Source organism: Sphingomonas sp. R86521 (assembly GCF_042466235.1).
Lineage (GTDB): Bacteria > Pseudomonadota > Alphaproteobacteria > Sphingomonadales > Sphingomonadaceae > Sphingomonas.
In genome coordinates, this window is the sequence record NZ_JAXHBY010000001.1 from 201373 (window position 1) to 216036 (window position 14664).

General features: G+C 63.1%; 13 protein-coding genes. 7 read left to right on the forward strand and 6 right to left on the reverse strand.

The genetic code is table 11. The features are described from left to right. Positions 1 to 10 precede the first annotated feature (10 nt). On the forward strand, positions 11 to 616 hold the full coding sequence (locus tag SJY20_RS01035) for a M17 family peptidase N-terminal domain-containing protein (RefSeq protein ID WP_380784748.1): 606 nt from the start codon (positions 11 to 13) through the stop codon (positions 614 to 616). Positions 617 to 642: 26 nt separating this feature from the next. Next, complete coding sequence (locus tag SJY20_RS01040; protein WP_380784749.1) at positions 643 to 1245, forward strand: response regulator; 603 nt, start codon at positions 643 to 645, stop codon at positions 1243 to 1245. A gap of 179 nt (positions 1246 to 1424) precedes the next feature. Here the strand turns inward: SJY20_RS01040 and SJY20_RS01045 are convergent, their stop codons facing one another. After that, a complete protein-coding gene (locus SJY20_RS01045; protein WP_380784750.1) occupies positions 1425 to 2354 on the reverse strand; it encodes a LysR family transcriptional regulator in 930 nt (309 codons plus the stop codon). 112 nt (positions 2355 to 2466) lie between these two features. Between SJY20_RS01045 and SJY20_RS01050 the strand changes: the two genes are divergently transcribed. The 3 genes from SJY20_RS01050 to SJY20_RS01060 all read left to right on the forward strand — a co-directional run bounded on the left by SJY20_RS01050 (position 2467) and on the right by SJY20_RS01060 (position 4498). After that, complete coding sequence (locus SJY20_RS01050) at positions 2467 to 3165, forward strand: pirin family protein (RefSeq protein WP_380784751.1); 699 nt, start codon at positions 2467 to 2469, stop codon at positions 3163 to 3165. A gap of 457 nt (positions 3166 to 3622) precedes the next feature. Continuing rightward, positions 3623 to 3778 (forward strand): hypothetical protein, encoded by a 156-nt coding sequence (locus SJY20_RS01055; RefSeq protein WP_380784752.1) that lies wholly within the window; start codon positions 3623 to 3625, stop codon positions 3776 to 3778. Between the two features lie 54 nt (positions 3779 to 3832). After that, positions 3833 to 4498: an LLM class flavin-dependent oxidoreductase gene (locus SJY20_RS01060; RefSeq protein WP_380784753.1), complete on the forward strand. Its 666-nt coding sequence runs from the start codon at positions 3833 to 3835 to the stop codon at positions 4496 to 4498. Positions 4499 to 4669: 171 nt separating this feature from the next. Here SJY20_RS01060 and SJY20_RS01065 read toward each other — a convergent pair whose 3' ends face one another. Continuing rightward, complete coding sequence (locus SJY20_RS01065; protein ID WP_380784754.1) at positions 4670 to 5326, reverse strand: sulfite oxidase-like oxidoreductase; 657 nt, start codon at positions 5324 to 5326, stop codon at positions 4670 to 4672. 542 nt (positions 5327 to 5868) lie between these two features. Here SJY20_RS01065 and SJY20_RS01070 point away from each other — a divergent pair. Continuing rightward, positions 5869 to 7482, forward strand: a complete 1614-nt coding sequence (locus SJY20_RS01070) for an FAD-dependent oxidoreductase (protein WP_380784755.1) — start codon at positions 5869 to 5871, stop codon at positions 7480 to 7482. Between the two features lie 224 nt (positions 7483 to 7706). On the opposite strand, the gene SJY20_RS01075 is transcribed toward SJY20_RS01070, so the two are convergent. Further along, positions 7707 to 8459 carry a polysaccharide lyase family 7 protein gene (locus SJY20_RS01075; RefSeq protein ID WP_380784756.1) on the reverse strand — a complete coding sequence of 251 codons (753 nt, stop codon included), beginning with the start codon at positions 8457 to 8459 and terminating at the stop codon, positions 7707 to 7709. Positions 8460 to 8881: 422 nt separating this feature from the next. Here SJY20_RS01075 and SJY20_RS01080 point away from each other — a divergent pair, with 422 nt between their 5' ends. After that, positions 8882 to 9589, forward strand: a complete 708-nt coding sequence (locus SJY20_RS01080) for a FadR/GntR family transcriptional regulator (RefSeq protein ID WP_380784757.1) — start codon at positions 8882 to 8884, stop codon at positions 9587 to 9589. Between the two features lie 192 nt (positions 9590 to 9781). Here SJY20_RS01080 and SJY20_RS01085 read toward each other — a convergent pair whose 3' ends face one another. The 3 genes from SJY20_RS01085 to SJY20_RS01095 all read right to left on the reverse strand — a co-directional run bounded on the left by SJY20_RS01085 (position 9782) and on the right by SJY20_RS01095 (position 14548). Beyond that, a complete protein-coding gene (locus SJY20_RS01085) occupies positions 9782 to 12751 on the reverse strand; it encodes a triple tyrosine motif-containing protein (protein ID WP_380784758.1) in 2970 nt (989 codons plus the stop codon). Positions 12752 to 13138: 387 nt separating this feature from the next. After that, positions 13139 to 13756, reverse strand: coding sequence for a response regulator (locus SJY20_RS01090; RefSeq protein WP_380784759.1), 618 nt, complete (start codon positions 13754 to 13756; stop codon positions 13139 to 13141). A gap of 159 nt (positions 13757 to 13915) precedes the next feature. Continuing rightward, positions 13916 to 14548, reverse strand: a complete 633-nt coding sequence (locus tag SJY20_RS01095) for a response regulator transcription factor (RefSeq protein ID WP_380784760.1) — start codon at positions 14546 to 14548, stop codon at positions 13916 to 13918. Positions 14549 to 14664 lie beyond the last annotated feature (116 nt).

Genomic DNA, 14664 nt, shown 5'->3' on the forward strand with positions numbered 1-14664 from the left:
AGTTCAGCGTTTGGCATCGACGGACAATCACTCGCCCATCACCCCTCAGACCATCGGCCGGTGGGAAAATACGGATGTCCAGATCGACATCTGCAACGCCGTCGATGCGGATGTGTCGCTTACGGTGGTAGGCATGTTCACTCGGGAGTTCGTAGGAGACAGTCCGACCGGCGCGCTTCTTCGCTTGGACCAGGCCCTTCAGGGCGCGCTGACCCGTCTACGGGCCGACGGCATCTTTCGCTGCGCGCTTGGGGAGACCATGGTTCTCGGCGCGCCCGCCGCGCCGGTGAAGGCCGATGCGGTCCTGATCGTCGGCCTGGGCACGCCGCAGGACTGGTCGCCGTCCGTGCTCCGGGATGCGGTGGCGGTGGCCGCGGCAGAGGCGTTGCGCCTCGACAAGCAGAGCGTCGCATTCTCTCCTTCGCTTTCGGACAGCGGGATGCCGCGTAGACTGTCTGCTGGCACAGGGGAGCCGATGATGGCAGGACTGCTGGGTACGCTTCCCGCCCGTCGTGCGCATGTACTGGAACGCTGGACCTTCTGCTCGGGCGCGACGGATTTCCAGACGCATGCGGATGAATTACGGTCGGCGTTCAAAACGATCGCAGGAAGATAGTCCCCGTGCCAGATCCTGCCCGCGTCATGATCGTCGACGATCACCCCTTCCTACGCGACGGGGTCCGCGCCATGATCGAAGTCCAGCCGGATCTGACCGTGGTAGCCGAGGCATGCAGCGGGACGGAAGCGATACGGCTGTATGCCGAACATCTGCCAGACATCGTCCTGATGGATCTGCAGATGCCGGGAATGAACGGCGTCGAAGCCATCACGCGGATCAGAACCGTGAGCCCCGATGCGCGGATAATCGTTCTGACGACCTATTCCGGCGACGCTCAGGCGTTGAAGGCGCTCAGGGCTGGCGCGATGGGCTATCTGCTCAAGAGCAGTCTTCGCACCGAGCTCCTCGACGCGATCCGGTCGGTCCATGCCGGAGGCAAGCACCTGAACGCCGCGGTAGCGACCGACATTGCCTTGAACGCCGTAGGCGACCCCTTGAGCGACCGCGAGGTCAGCGTACTTGCACTTGCAGCGATCGGGAGTTCGAACCGGCAGATCGGCGCTCGCCTGGGGGTCTCCGAGGAAACGATCAAGAGCCACATGAAGACGATATTCCAGAAACTCGATGCGGTCGATCGGACGCACGCCGTTGCTCTTGCAGCGCGGCGCGGTCTGATCGAACTTTAACCTTCACCTAATCGGACGAGGGTCGCGCCAGGTGCCGCGCTTCGCGAAGTCGTAGCGACCTGCCGTGTTCGAGGATTCCTGCGCGAAGCTACTCGTTCACGCGGACGACCGTCCCCTTGGCGATCTTACCTGTGATCGGATCCCAAGTATCGGTCCCGGCCAATGCCGTTGGATATGCATCATACGTCGCCGAGCTCTTCTGTATTTCCATCGGACGCTCCACGCGCAACGAACTGCTGCAACAGCCACGAGGCCGCCGGTCCTGGCGGCAGGTCCCGCCTCCAGACGCCCGAGAAGCGATAGATGCCCCCAGGGTGATCCGGCATGGCCAATCGGACGAGAGTTCCAGAGGCGAGATCGCCCTCGATCATCGGAAGGGGCATGTTGCCCCAACCGACGCCTTCGCGCAGCAGCGAGTGCTTGGCGCCAAGGTCGGCGAGCCGCCAGGTCCGCGAGCTCATGACCGAGAAGTCGCGACCCTCGGTGAGCGGCGATCGATCGGTCAGCACCAGCTGGATGTGCTCGCGTCCCGCACCGGGCGGAATCCGCTCCAGGCGTGCAAGTGGATGGTCGGGGGCCGCGACGGGCACCATCGCTAGTGATCCGGCCGATACGCTCTCCACGCCCTCAACGCCGGCGGAAAGCGGACCTGAGATGCCGATCACGGCCTTCTGCTCCAGAACGAGGGATGTGATCGCACCGAGCGCTTCGACATGCAGTCGCAGCGCGACTGTGGGGAACTCGGCATTGAAGCTGCGGAGGATCGCGCCCAGCCTGTCGGCTGGGACCATGACGTCGACGGCCAGATTGACCTCCGCCTCGAGCCCCTCGAGCAGTCCTTTCACCTTGGCACGCAGTCCATCGAATCCTTCGCCGATGGCTCTCACCTCCGCCAGCACCGCTCGTCCGGCGACTGTCAGCTTCGGCTTGCGAGTTCCTTCCCGATCGAAGAGCAGCACTCCGAGCTGCGCTTCCAGGTTGGCGATGCCGTAGCTGACCACCGAAACCGCTCGGTTGAGCCGCCGACCCGCGGCGGCGAAGCTGCCGCTGTCGACGACCGCTAGAAATGTCCGGAGCTGTTCGTAGGTCGGCGTACCCGGGTTCGACATTTCAACTTCCTCGAATGACACCCGAGACTTTATCGCCCTGAACGGGCAAGTCGATAGGGCTTATCTGGGTTGGGCAGCGAGGATCGATGTCCCCGCATCCAGGAGATACGACATGATCGAAGTTCGTCCTTTCTCGAAGCTCGGCGGCGCCAACCACGGCTGGCTCGATGCGAAGCATCACTTCTCGTTCGCCAGCTACTACGATCCTTCGCGCATGAACTGGGGCTCGATCCGCGTCTGGAACGATGACACGATCGCGCCGAAGTCCGGCTTTCCGGCCCACCCCCATCGCGACATGGAAATCATCACCTACGTCCGCGAGGGTGCGATCACGCACAAGGACAACATGGGCAATTCCGGACGGACCGAGGCCGGCGACGTCCAGGTCATGTCGGCTGGCACCGGCATCGCCCATTCGGAATTCAACGAGGAGGACGTCACCACCAAGATCTTCCAGATCTGGATCCAGCCGAGCCGTTCGGGCGAGAAGCCGGCCTGGGGTGCGAAGCCGTTCCCCAAGGGCGAGCGTTCCGGGCAGTTCGTGGTGCTGGCCAGCGGTTTCGACAGTGACGACGACGCGCTTCCGATCCGTACCGACGCCCGCGTCGTCGGCGCGACGCTCAAAGCCGGCGAGACTGCCGAGTATCCCCTCGGCGCGAACCGTCGCGGCTATCTCGTGCCGGCATCGGGCGCGGTCGAGATCGAAGGACAGCGCGTAGGAGAGCGCGACGGCGTCGCGATCTCAGAGGTCGAGACGCTGCGGGTCACCGCCATCGAGGACAGCGAGATCGTCCTGGTCGACGCGGCCTGAATGCTCTGCGCCGCCGGCATCGCCGGCGGCGCAACTACGACCCTATGTTCACCTGCACCGCGATGCAGCATCGCGAAGCATAGCCGGAAGGTCGGGGATACCGACGAGTCGGCTATGAGTTCGGGCTTCCGGGGCGATCGCGGCTGAGCCCCCGAGATCCGTTCATTCCGTCAGCCGACCCGAAGGCCGGCTTGATTCCGTTGTATCGGGAGCGCGCCCGGCTCGCAGCGCAGCATGTGCGCTTCATCCAAATCGCCAAGCGAATCGCCAAGCTCGGCGCACGCGACTGGCTCATGGTCCCCGCGTAGTCCAATCCCGAAGGAAGGTCGTGGAACGCTCTGGCCCGTGCATCGACGGTACTTTCCGGCGGTTTGCGAACAGTCTTGCTGACCGCTGTCGCGCTGACGCGTGTTCCGGTCGCGAAGGCCCTGCGATGGGCGTGGCAGAGGAGTGCCAGATGAGTGTCGAGAATTCACAGCTTCTGGAGAAGATCCGCACGCTTCTGGACGATACTTTGAAGTTCGCTGACTCGATCGGCGAGCATCTCATCGCAGCCAACGTATCGACCGCGCTGGCGGTGACGATCGAACGGCTCGAGCGCAACAGGAACTGATCGCCGCCCGGGCTCTGGTCCCCACCGTCAGCCACGTTGCTTTATGGAGGTCATATGAAGAAGATCGGATTCCTGTCGTTCGGCCATTGGTCGCCGTCGTCGCAGTCGGCGACTCGCTCCGCGGGCGACACGCTGCTGCAGTCGATAGACCTTGCCGTGGCGGCCGAGGAACTGGGTGCCGACGGCGCCTACTTCCGCGTCCATCACTTTGCGCAGCAGCTCGCCTCGCCCTTCCCGCTGCTGGCCGCGGTCGCAGCCAAGACGAGCCGCATCGAGATCGGCACCGGCGTCATCGACATGCGCTACGAGAACCCCTTCTACATGGTCGAGGATGCGGGCGCCGCCGATCTGATCAGCCGTGGCCGGCTGCAGCTCGGACTCAGTCGTGGCTCGCCCGAGCAGGTCGTGAATGGCTGGCGTCATTTCGGGTACGCTCCCGAAGAAGGCGAGACCGACGCGGACATGGGACGGCGTCACGCCGAGGTCTTCCTGGACCTGCTGAAGGGCGATGGCTTCGCGCAACCGAGCCCGAGACCGATGTTTCCCAACCCACCCGGCCTGCTGCGTCTTATTCGCGCTGATGGACGATCGGGACAGAGCATATTTCGGTCGCGGCGAGAGCAGCGACCAGATTGGAATCATCGACGAAATGCGCGCGATCTTCGGCAGGTCGTAATCGGGCGAACCGGACAGGCTCGTCGAACAGCTGCGAGCGGATGAAGCTATCGAGGAAGCGGATACCTTGCTGTTGACGGTCCCCAACCAGCTCGGCGTGGATTACTGTGCGCATGTGATCGACGCGATCCTGAAGCACGTCGCGCCGGCACTCGGTTGGCGGTGAGCCAGGAGGCGAAGGAACGGCCGCACGTTTGGCTACAGTGCGAGACGGGCCTACGAATAGCGTTCCTCACGCCAAGGGTCTCCCCGGTTGTGGTAGCCTCGGGTCTCCCAGAAGCCGGGCTCGTCCGACGACACGTAGCTGATCCGCCGCAGCCACTTGGCGCTTTTCCAAAGATACAGATGCGGGACGACCACGCGGACCGGGCCTCCGTGTTCGCGTGCGAGAAGTTCGCCGGACCAGCTGTGGGCAAGCAGAGCGCCCGAATTGGAGAAGTCCGCAAGCGTCAGGTTCGTGGTATAGCCGTCGTGGGACGTCAGGACGACATGAGCCCGGTCCGGCAGCGGCGGAAACTCGACGACCAAGGTGGACGTGGCGATGCCTGCCCATTCGTTGTCGTAACGCGACCAGGCGGTGACGCAGTGGATGTCCGACCGAAGCTCGACCTGGGGAAGGTCCAGGAAATCATGCCAGGCGAGAACCACTGGTCCGCCAACGATGCCGTCGATCGACAACGTCCAGTCCCGCGGAGCGATCTCCGGCACGATGCCGAGATCGAGTACCGGCCACTTTTCGGTCAGATGCTGCCCCGGCGGCAGGCGTTCGACCGACCACAGGTCAGGCGTCGCAACCGTGGTGTGGTGAGCCTTCGCTCGCGCAATCTTGCTCCGGGTGAGCTTGTTCTTCGAGGGATCGATCTCGTTGTTCATCCGGCGATCCTCATGCCATTCGCCTACTGATGTCTTGTATGAAAGCGACGGCGTCATCGGAATCCGACGCCACGTTCTCCTCCGCGTAACTTTACAACGGTCGACGCGCATACGGGGTGGGCCGCACAGGCTATCCCTTCTTCGAAGCCGGCACGAGTTCGACCCGCTCCGAGCGAGGCATCCCTTCGATCAATCGACCGGCGTCGCCTCCGGCAAGATGGTGGGCGTTGTCGTTACTACGCGGTGGGTAAGCGCCTACCGCTTTAGCGCCATGTCGAACAAGTTGCGGTCGTGCAACGCATAGGCGTCCGCGAGGTTGATTGCGTACCCAGGATCGATCAGCTCGCGAATGTGGGCTTCCAGTACAAGTCTGATCAGTGCCGGCCAATCGGTCGGCGGACCGAACGGATACCTGAAGTCAGTTCCCAGGGTCCGATGGGCTCCCTGCATCGAAGAGATCTCGACTCATGCGCCACGCGCCGACTCCCACCGAGGATCCGTACGCCCGGGCAGGACAGATCTTTCCTGTTCTATCCGAAGCCATGATCGAGCGGGTTCGTGCGTACGGTCGCGAAGAGACGGTTGCGAAGGACGCCGTCCTCTTCGCCCGTGGCGAACGCAAGGCCGACTTCTTCGTCGTCCTGGATGGCGAGATCGGCATCTTCCGGGCAGACGACGGAGACACGCAACGGTTGTTGACCGTTCATCGCCAGGGCCAGTTCACTGGCGAACTCGATCACCTCAGCGCCCGGTCGCTCCTGGTGGGCGCCTGTGCTCTGACGCAGGCCCGCATCCTGCGCGTGCCTGCGATGGACTTCCGCAGATTGATGGCCTCGGAACCAGATATAGCCGAGTTGATCATCCGCGCCTTTATTCTGCGTCGGATGGGATTCGTCCATCATGGGGAAGCCGGCGTGACCCTGATCGGACCCGGTGGTTCGGCGGATACCCTCCGGCTCGAGCGCTTCGCCATCCGGAACGGGTACCCGGTGCGGCTGATCGACACCATGACCGACGTGAGCGCCGCGGATGCGATGGTAGCAGCCGGTCTCGAGCTCTCCGATCTGCCGGCCGTCGTGACCGGCGATCGAGCCGTGCTGCGGAATCCGAGCATAATGGAATTCGCCGACAAGCTGGGTCTCACCGAGCCCTTCTCTTCCGAGGAGGTCTGGGACGTCGCGGTCGTCGGCGCGGGTCCATCCGGGTTGGCCGCAGCGACCTACGCCGCATCCGAAGGTCTGAGGACCGTAGTGATCGAGGGTCTGGCGCCCGGTGGACAGGCCGGCACGAGCTCCCGCATCGAGAACTATCTTGGTTTTCCGACCGGAATCTCCGGTCAGGCGTTGGCGGGACGCGCGCAGATACAGGCTCAGAAGTTCGGGGCGCGCATCGCCGTGTCGAGAGCGGCGACGCGCCTTGACTGCTCCCGCACACCCCACAGGATCGAGCTCGAGGATGGGCAGACCCTGCAGGCGTCCGTGGTCGTCGTCGCTTCAGGTGCGCGGTACAGGCGCCTCTCGGTACCCGGCTACGAACTCTACGAGGGCGCTGGCATACAGTATGCCGCTACCGCGATGGAGGCATCCTTATGCGAGAACCAGAACGTGGTCGTGGTCGGCGGCGGGAACTCCGCCGGGCAGGCGGCCATGTTCCTGTCCCGACACGTGGGGCACGTCCACATGCTGATCCGGAAGTCCGGACTCGCTGCAACCATGTCGGACTATCTCGTGCAACGGATCGCGCTGTCTCCCACGATCACGCTGCACCCATTCAGCGAGGTGAGTGCCCTCCATGGAGATCCCACGCTCGATGAGGTGGAGTGGCGCGACGTACGGACGGGGGCGACGACCCGCATAACGTGCGGCGCACTGTTCGTCATGATCGGAGCCGAGCCGAATACCGCTTGGCTACAGGACTGCCTGCCGCTGGATGCGAATGGCTTCGTCGTGACGGGCAACGACGAGTCCGGACGCCCGCTGGGCTGTCCGTACGCTACCGCCAAGCCGGGGATCTTCGCGATCGGCGACGTACGGGCCGGCTCGGTCAAGAGAGTGGCCGCCGGGGTGGGCGAAGGCTCCGTCGTCGTTCAGGCGATCCACCATTATATCGAAGCCATGGAGCAGTCGAAGCGAGGTTCGCCCGTCGAAGTAACCTAGTACGCCGCCAAGCCGAAATGGATCGCGCGCGACGCGTTCCGTACTCTGCCATGTGGCCGACGCGCCGACCAGGCGGTGTGTTCGGCTTGTTCCGAGCCAATTCGTCGAACGGCGATCTGATCGCAGGAAGGCTTGCCGCGCAACCGACATCGCGACGACCGAGGTCGATTCTCGCGATGTCGATCGCTACGTGCCGGTCTGAGACGGAAGCGCGCGTGTCGTTCCTAGTTGTGCTTGATGCTGAGCCCCTCGAACCCAACCGAGCTGCCGCCGTTGGTGTCCTGCGTGTAGTTCCCCGCCTTGAAGTACAGCTTGCTGTTGTCGAAGCTCGAGTCGAGATAAGTCGTCTGCGACTTGTCGTTGACGGTGACCCTCAACAGGCCACCCTTTTCCAGAGTGATCGAATAGCTGAAGAACTGGTGCGTAGGGATCCCGGTCTTGATGGTCAGGCGCGTGCGCGGACTTCCCGACTCGGTAGTGTTCTTCTGTAGCACGTCCGCATGGATCGTCCCGTTGGTGTAGTGCAGCTCGACCGGCGGGCGTGGCGTCGTAGCCTCCTGATGTATCTGACCGATGACGATGTCGCCGCTTGCCGGGAGGTCGTAGATGTTAACCCGCGCCGCCTGCGCGGCGCAGCCGTCGTTCACGTTCCAAGTCCGGTTCTCCTTGAGTTCAGACCGCGGATACTTCGAGTTCGGCGTAGTGGCCAAGCCGCTGGAGGGAACCCTCATGACGACGCGGGCGGCGGTTTGCCGTTCGAAGAACTGGCTAGAGTAGCTCGGCAGTTGGCTACCCGAAACGGTATCGGGCTTCCCGTCGCCATTGGCGTCGACCGGCAGTTGCAGCGTTCCATAGGAAGCCGTGCTGGTAGCGGTGGGAATCGTAATCGAACACTCGGCGAACGCAGCGGAACAACTTGTTGCTACGGCCACGATGATCGATGTCATTCGCAAAACGCTGTATGTCGGATACGTCATCTTTTGCCCTCCTGTCCGAAGTCGCGATCTCGGCACGCCTTCGGCGTTCCCGGGATGCCTCGGAGACATCATCCTCTCGCATCGACGGCATGGTATGTGGCCTGAGCCCAATCTAGCCGCACGACTCGATGGCGCTCGTTGTCGCCGTCGGCATACAAGCACGGTTCACGCGACCCGTCAACGAGTTGTATGACAACGTTGCTGGATGATTGGTCTTTCCGCGTCGAGGACACCGCCAGCAAGGGCGGCAACTCTGACTCAGAGCTCGATGCGGATGATCGTCGGTGCGCCGCGGAGTGTCCGGCGGCATGCGAACAGAAAATCGCTTTGATCCTCGAGGCTTACCGAAGCAGTTGGTGGTGAGCCCGCTAGCCCCCTAAAGAGTGGGCTGCCACTCCCTCTTTAGGGTGATAAAGACGCGTATGAAAGTGACGAAGGCCGCCACGCTAGCCGATGATCTCGTTCGGCAGCTCGAAACTCGGATCGAGACGGGTGCCCTCAATCCCGGCGACCGCTTTCCCACCGAAAAGCAGATTGAAGATGATTTCGGCGTCAGTAGAACCGTAGTGCGTGAAGCATTCGCGCGGTTATCCGCGCGGGGACTGCTCGAGTCTCGCCGCGGCGCCGGCGCGTTCGTCGCTCCCGCCGCGCATTATAGAGCATTCCAGCTGGCACCGGAGGAAGTGGAGGCGATCGAGGACGTCCTGAAGCTTCTCGAAATGCGGATGGGGTTCGAGAGCGAAATGGCGGAACTCGCTGCGAAGCGTCGATCGGCAAGCGATCTCGCAGCGATGCGCGAAGCTCTCGCGGCGATGGACAGCAGCGAGGAAGTCGACGGTTCGGTGATGGCTGATGCCGCCTTCCACGCCGCGATCGCAAGGGCCACGGGGAACGACTATTTCGAGCGCTTCACGTCATTCCTCGGCGTTCGACTAGTTCCGTCGCGAAAGCTCTATCTTCAGGCGGACGATCCCGAGACGCACAAAGCCCACGCCCGTACGATCAACCAGGACCACGAGGCGATCTACGCCGCCATCGAAGCAGGAGATCCATCTCGAGCATTTCGTGCAGCACGTGCACACATGCAGAAGAGCTTCGAGCGGTATGAGAGCCTCTCGACCAGGGGTTGAGATCGTCGAGCTTCCGATAGGGGGAGAGTCCCGGACGCTAATTCGCGCCGGCCCTGCGAACGCGAAACCCGATTCTGGAGTTTCGGTGATGCCGTGCACTTCCGCGCCTGGAACGATAGAAGATGTGCGGTTCACGCGCGAAGTGAAGCCACACGGTCAAAGGAAGGCACAGGTCTGTGTGGTCGCCCGCGCTCAGACCGGACGAGCCTGGGATCCTTTGGTCAGAAAGTACCAGAGGCGCCCGAACGGATTGGAATGGCTGCCAGCTTCCGATCGATACGCAAGTGATGCGGGGATGGTGACGACCACGGTCGTTCCCTGTCCAAGCCGCCCGACGATGTCGACTCGTGCTCCGATCCGACCAGCGCGCTCGTGCATCCCGAGCATGCCATAGTGTCCCTGCTGTTGGGCACGTCGCGGGCCATCCCCGTCGAAGCCGATGCCGTTGTCCAGAATGGTGACCACGAGACGCTTGCGACCGTAATCCGCCCGGACTTCGACGCGGTCCGCCTCCGCGTGCCGGGCGGCATTGAACATTGCCTCGCCTGCGATGCGTCCTACTTCTTCGGCGATCGGACCGTTTATGGGACGAGCGTTGCCATTGCTCACGACCTGTACCTTCGTGGACGGATCGAACGGCTGTGCATCGGCTAGTTCGCGTAGCAACGCTTCCAGGCAGGCGTCGTGGGTTTTGCGCAGATCTCGCACCCTCTCGCGTCCCTCCATAAGGAGATCATCCGCCCGATCCAGGGTCTGATCGATCGAAGTCCGGGTCGGATCGCTCTCCGACAGATGTTCGCCGATCGCGTGGAAACGCATGATCAGTCCCTGCATGCCCTGCAGGAGGGTGTCGTGCAGTTCCCGTGCTATGCGTTCGCGTTCGGCCGATCTCGCTTCCGTGCGCCCGCGTATCTGTGCGCTCACCTGCCTCAGCCTCAGCGAATACAGGATCCAGAGGAGAAGGCCGAACGCCGCCAAGACCGCCAGACGGAAGGGCCATGTCTGGACGAGGGTCGGGAGAATGGTGAAGCGCACATCCGCTCCATCCCGGTTCCACACTCCATCGTTGTTGCTGGCGATGACGCGAAAGCGATACGTCCCGGGCCCAAGGTCGGAATAGCTGGCAGCGCGCCTGTTCTGCGCGTCGATCCAGTTCGCGTCGGCTCCCTCAAGCCGGTAGCGGAACCGGACCCGCGAAGGGACGGTAAGGCTCGTCGCGGTGTAGTTGATCGCAAGCGTCGTCGTCCCTCCAGGCAGTTCGATGTTCAGCGGGTCGCGGAAGTGACGGTCTCCTACGATCAGCGACCTGATGGAGACCGATGGCGCCATGGAGTTGCGTTCAAGCCTCCGCGGATCGACGGTTAGAACGTTGCGACGCGTCAGGAACCACAGCCTGCCGTCTCCCCCCGCAACCGCCTGTGGTCCTGACGCCTTCTGAGCGAAGCTGTTCACGCCGTCATTGAAGTCGAATATCCGGCGGGGAAGGGGCACGCCGGGTGCCTTGAAAGCGGCGTCCAACGCCGCTGTGCGCATCCTGACAATTCCAGCGTCCCCGATGGTCCAGGTGTCCCCGGATACGGTCTGGACGAGGCCGTTGATCGACCCGACCCATGGATATTCCTTGGCGCTCAGCGTCAGGACCCGACCTTCCGTCAACGCCGCCAAGCCTTGCGCGCCCCCTACCATCAGTAGCCTGCGTCCAGGCAGAAGGCTTTCGAGATTGCCGACGCGCAGCCGCTCTTTGACGACGCTTATGAATGGAGCGCCCTTCAACGTCGGAGGCCTGTTGCGGAACAGTATGGCCGCCTTACCGCGTGCATCGAGAGCGACGTCGCCAGGCACTCCGACACCGGCGCGGAAACCGGGCCAGCTTTGCCAGGCACCGCTTTTTTGACGCCACAGCAAGCCGGCGTCCACGGCTGGCAGCCAAAGCCGCCCGTCACGGTCTTCAGCGCAGCCGTAGTAGGTCGAGTTTATCGGCTTTGCGAACCGTTCGACCCGGTCGGCGGTGACCCGAAGGAGACGATCGCGGAGCGTCAGCCAGACTCCGCCGTCGCGCGCCGGGCATAACGTCGCCGGGTTCGTAGCCGTTCGCAGGACTTTTTCGGGAGACCGTCCTGCTCTGATTCGATACAGGGTGTCGGCATCGGTGACGTAGACGGTTCCCTCGTCTGCGACCGCGATGTGGTAGCTTTCCGCCGAATTGGCCGGGATGGCCGTTTCGACGTTCACGTCGGCGTCTCGCAGCATGTCCAGTCCGAGTTCGGTCCCGGCCCATACGTTCCCCTCACGGTCGACGAACAGGGAGCGTGCCTGGTCGGATGTCATTCCGTCGGCGTCGGTGAACCATTTCCTCGACTGCGAAACCGCACGACGGTTCGCTGAACCCGGGTCGTGCGGAGCGTCCATTCGAAACAGGCCTTCGGCCGGGGTCGTGCCCCAAAGCCGCCCCTTGCCGTCAAACCGGATGGTAGTGCTCGAACGGCGTCGCGGCGAATGCCCTGATGCGGCTGAGGGCCCCTTTTGAGCCTGCAGATCCAAAGGGCGCGTGCCGTTGCCGTCGGACACCCACATCCGCCCCGACGCATCTTCGGCGATGTTTGCCCTCCATGTCACGTATCCTCCGGTCTTCTCGAAGCGTCTGGCCCCGGGCGCTAGACGCATCACTCTGTCGTTCAGGACTATCCAGAGAGCGCCGTCTCGAGCGACAAGCAGCTGCCATGCGCGCTGAGTCGGCAGCCCCCAGTCGGCGCCGGCCCGCTCCCAGCGGCCATTGCGGTAGAGAGCCAGGGTGTCGACGATCCGGCCGCCGCGAGCAACCCACACGGCACCGTTACGGGTCTCCGCCATGCCAACCACCTCGCGAGACGGGTTGGGCATATGCGTGTCGAGGAGCCGACCGGCACGGTAGATCATCGCGCCGCCGCTACGTCCGAGTCCCACCCACACGTCGCCGGAACTGGCGCCCAGGATTGCAGAAACGACGAAGGGTCCCCCGCGCCAGTGCTCGGGTCGGATCTTCTCGAAGGCCGCTCCGTCGAAACGGAAAAGCCCCTCGACGCTGCCGATCCAAAGATAGCCGTCGCGGGACTGTCCCAACGCGCCGATCCGGCTTGGCGCTCCGTTCTCCATCTGCCAGCTGACGTGCTTCACGTCGTTCATGGGGGCATGATCGAGTGCTATTCGTCCTGCAGCCGGCACTGCGCTGAGTCCGAACGATAGGGCCAGCATGCTCGACCGCATGGATCGAAAGGGCCGAGAACCTCGCATGATCGTCGGATGCCGCAGTCGCCGCTTCGAATTCATGGACGTAGCATGGGCGCAGTATTGAATTCTGTGAACATGGGTTTCGTCGGTGCTTGCAAGGCCGGGGTTTACGAGGCGTACCTGGTCCGCAAAATCGAGGCGACATCTGCAGGCACCTTGCACCGTGTTGCCTCCACTTTCGTTATCGGCGGTCATGTCCAACTCAGTACGTTGCGAGCATCGGCAGGTGAGCAGTCCCTTGCATCTGGTTCATTGGGCGCAGAACCGCCTCTGCGGCGCGAACTATAGATTGATGATGCCTCGCTTTGCGGCGATCATCACGGCGTGGGTTCGGTCGGCGACACCGAGCTTGGCGAGGATCGTCTTCATATACCCTTTGATCGTGCTCTCGGTCAGGCCAAGGCGTATGGCGATCATCTTGTTCGAATTTCCATCGGCCGCGAGCTTCAGTATCTCGAGTTCCCGCGTAGTTATGGCCTCATCAGTCTGACCGCGAAGATCCGTTTCGAGCTTCACGGTCGTATGCTTGCCGGCGTGCACCGAGCGTATCGCCAGCAGCAGCTCTCTGCGCATGCTGCTCTTGAGCAGGTAGCCGGCGGCGCCGGATCGCAGTGCTCGTAGAGCTCGCGTATCGCCGGCATAGGTGGTCAGTACGATTATTCGGGCCCCGGGATGCACGGCGCGCAACGCCTCGATCGCTGCAACTCCGCCCATGCCGGGCATCTGCAGGTCCATGAGGATGATGTCCGGATTGTGACGCTCGAACATTTCGAGCACCTGTTCGCCCCGCTCCGCTTCCGCAACGACGACCATGTCGGCCTGGGTGTCGAGAACGGCACGTACTCCGTCCCGCAGGAAAGGATGATCGTCGACTACGGCTATGCGGATCGGCGTGGTCATGCTGATGGTTCCGATCCCCCGCTCGAGGCCTCATCCCCGCCCGGCATTCGTCCAACCAGTGCCGATGCCGCGATCTGGACTCGCAATGCGATGGCGCCGCTGAAGCGCTTGCCTCCCATTTCCTGCACCGTGCGTCGGTGTGGCGCGAAGAAGAAGGGATCACCCATGTTGGTCGGTTGCTCGAGCAAGGCGTTCTGCCGATCGGACGAGATCGGCGACGGTGCGGACCCCCATCTTCTTCATGACGTTAGCGCGGTGCATCTTGACCGTGATCTCGGCGATGCCGAGCTCACCGGCGATCTGCTTGTTGAGCAGACCCCGAACGACGCCTGCCATGACTTCCGATTCGCGCGGCGTCAGCGCGCTATGTCGCGCGACCGACGACGCCACATCGCGATCGCTCGCGAAACGCTGACGGCCCTTCGCCAGCGCCGTGTTCACTGCGTCCAGGATGTCCTGGTCGCGCACGGGCTTCGTCAGGAAGTCGACGGCGCCGGCCTTCATCGCCCTTACTCCCATCGGGATGTCACCGTGGCCCGTCAAGAAGATGATCGGGGCGCTGACGCCCCGCGCGGCAAGCGTATCATGAAACTCGAAACCGCCGATGCCCGGCATCCGGACGTCGACGACCATACAGCACAGCGATTGGGGCATGGGCGCGCCCAAGACTTCGGCGGCGCTGCCGTAGCAGGCGGTTGCCAAGCCGACGGATCGAAACAGGCTGTCGAGAGCACCGCGGACGAGCGGATCGTCGTCGACGATGATGACCAACGCCGTGGTTGTGTCGTGCATGGCGTGATCTCTTCCTCTTCGTTCGGCAACGCATTAGGTACCGCGAAATGAGCCTGTCGTACTAGCGCTTAGCTCGTTGGGCCGTGCAATGGGACCATGGGACGTCCGTCTGATAG

Bases quoted from the DNA above. Each gene is read 5' to 3' on its own strand.
- SJY20_RS01095 (WP_380784760.1), bottom strand. From the start codon at position 14,548: ATGCACGACACAACCACGGCGTTGGTCATCATCGTCGACGACGATCCG.
- SJY20_RS01060 (WP_380784753.1), top strand. From the start codon at position 3,833: ATGAAGAAGATCGGATTCCTGTCGTTCGGCCATTGGTCGCCGTCGTCG.
- SJY20_RS01090 (WP_380784759.1), bottom strand. From the start codon at position 13,756: ATGACCACGCCGATCCGCATAGCCGTAGTCGACGATCATCCTTTCCTG.
- SJY20_RS01040 (WP_380784749.1), top strand. From the start codon at position 643: ATGATCGTCGACGATCACCCCTTCCTACGCGACGGGGTCCGCGCCATG.
- SJY20_RS01050 (WP_380784751.1), top strand. From the start codon at position 2,467: ATGATCGAAGTTCGTCCTTTCTCGAAGCTCGGCGGCGCCAACCACGGC.
- SJY20_RS01055 (WP_380784752.1), top strand. From the start codon at position 3,623: ATGAGTGTCGAGAATTCACAGCTTCTGGAGAAGATCCGCACGCTTCTG.
- SJY20_RS01045 (WP_380784750.1), bottom strand. From the start codon at position 2,354: ATGTCGAACCCGGGTACGCCGACCTACGAACAGCTCCGGACATTTCTA.
- SJY20_RS01080 (WP_380784757.1), top strand. From the start codon at position 8,882: ATGAAAGTGACGAAGGCCGCCACGCTAGCCGATGATCTCGTTCGGCAG.
- SJY20_RS01065 (WP_380784754.1), bottom strand. From the start codon at position 5,326: ATGAACAACGAGATCGATCCCTCGAAGAACAAGCTCACCCGGAGCAAG.
- SJY20_RS01070 (WP_380784755.1), top strand. From the start codon at position 5,869: ATGATCGAGCGGGTTCGTGCGTACGGTCGCGAAGAGACGGTTGCGAAG.
- SJY20_RS01085 (WP_380784758.1), bottom strand. From the start codon at position 12,751: ATGAACGACGTGAAGCACGTCAGCTGGCAGATGGAGAACGGAGCGCCA.
- SJY20_RS01075 (WP_380784756.1), bottom strand. From the start codon at position 8,459: ATGACGTATCCGACATACAGCGTTTTGCGAATGACATCGATCATCGTG.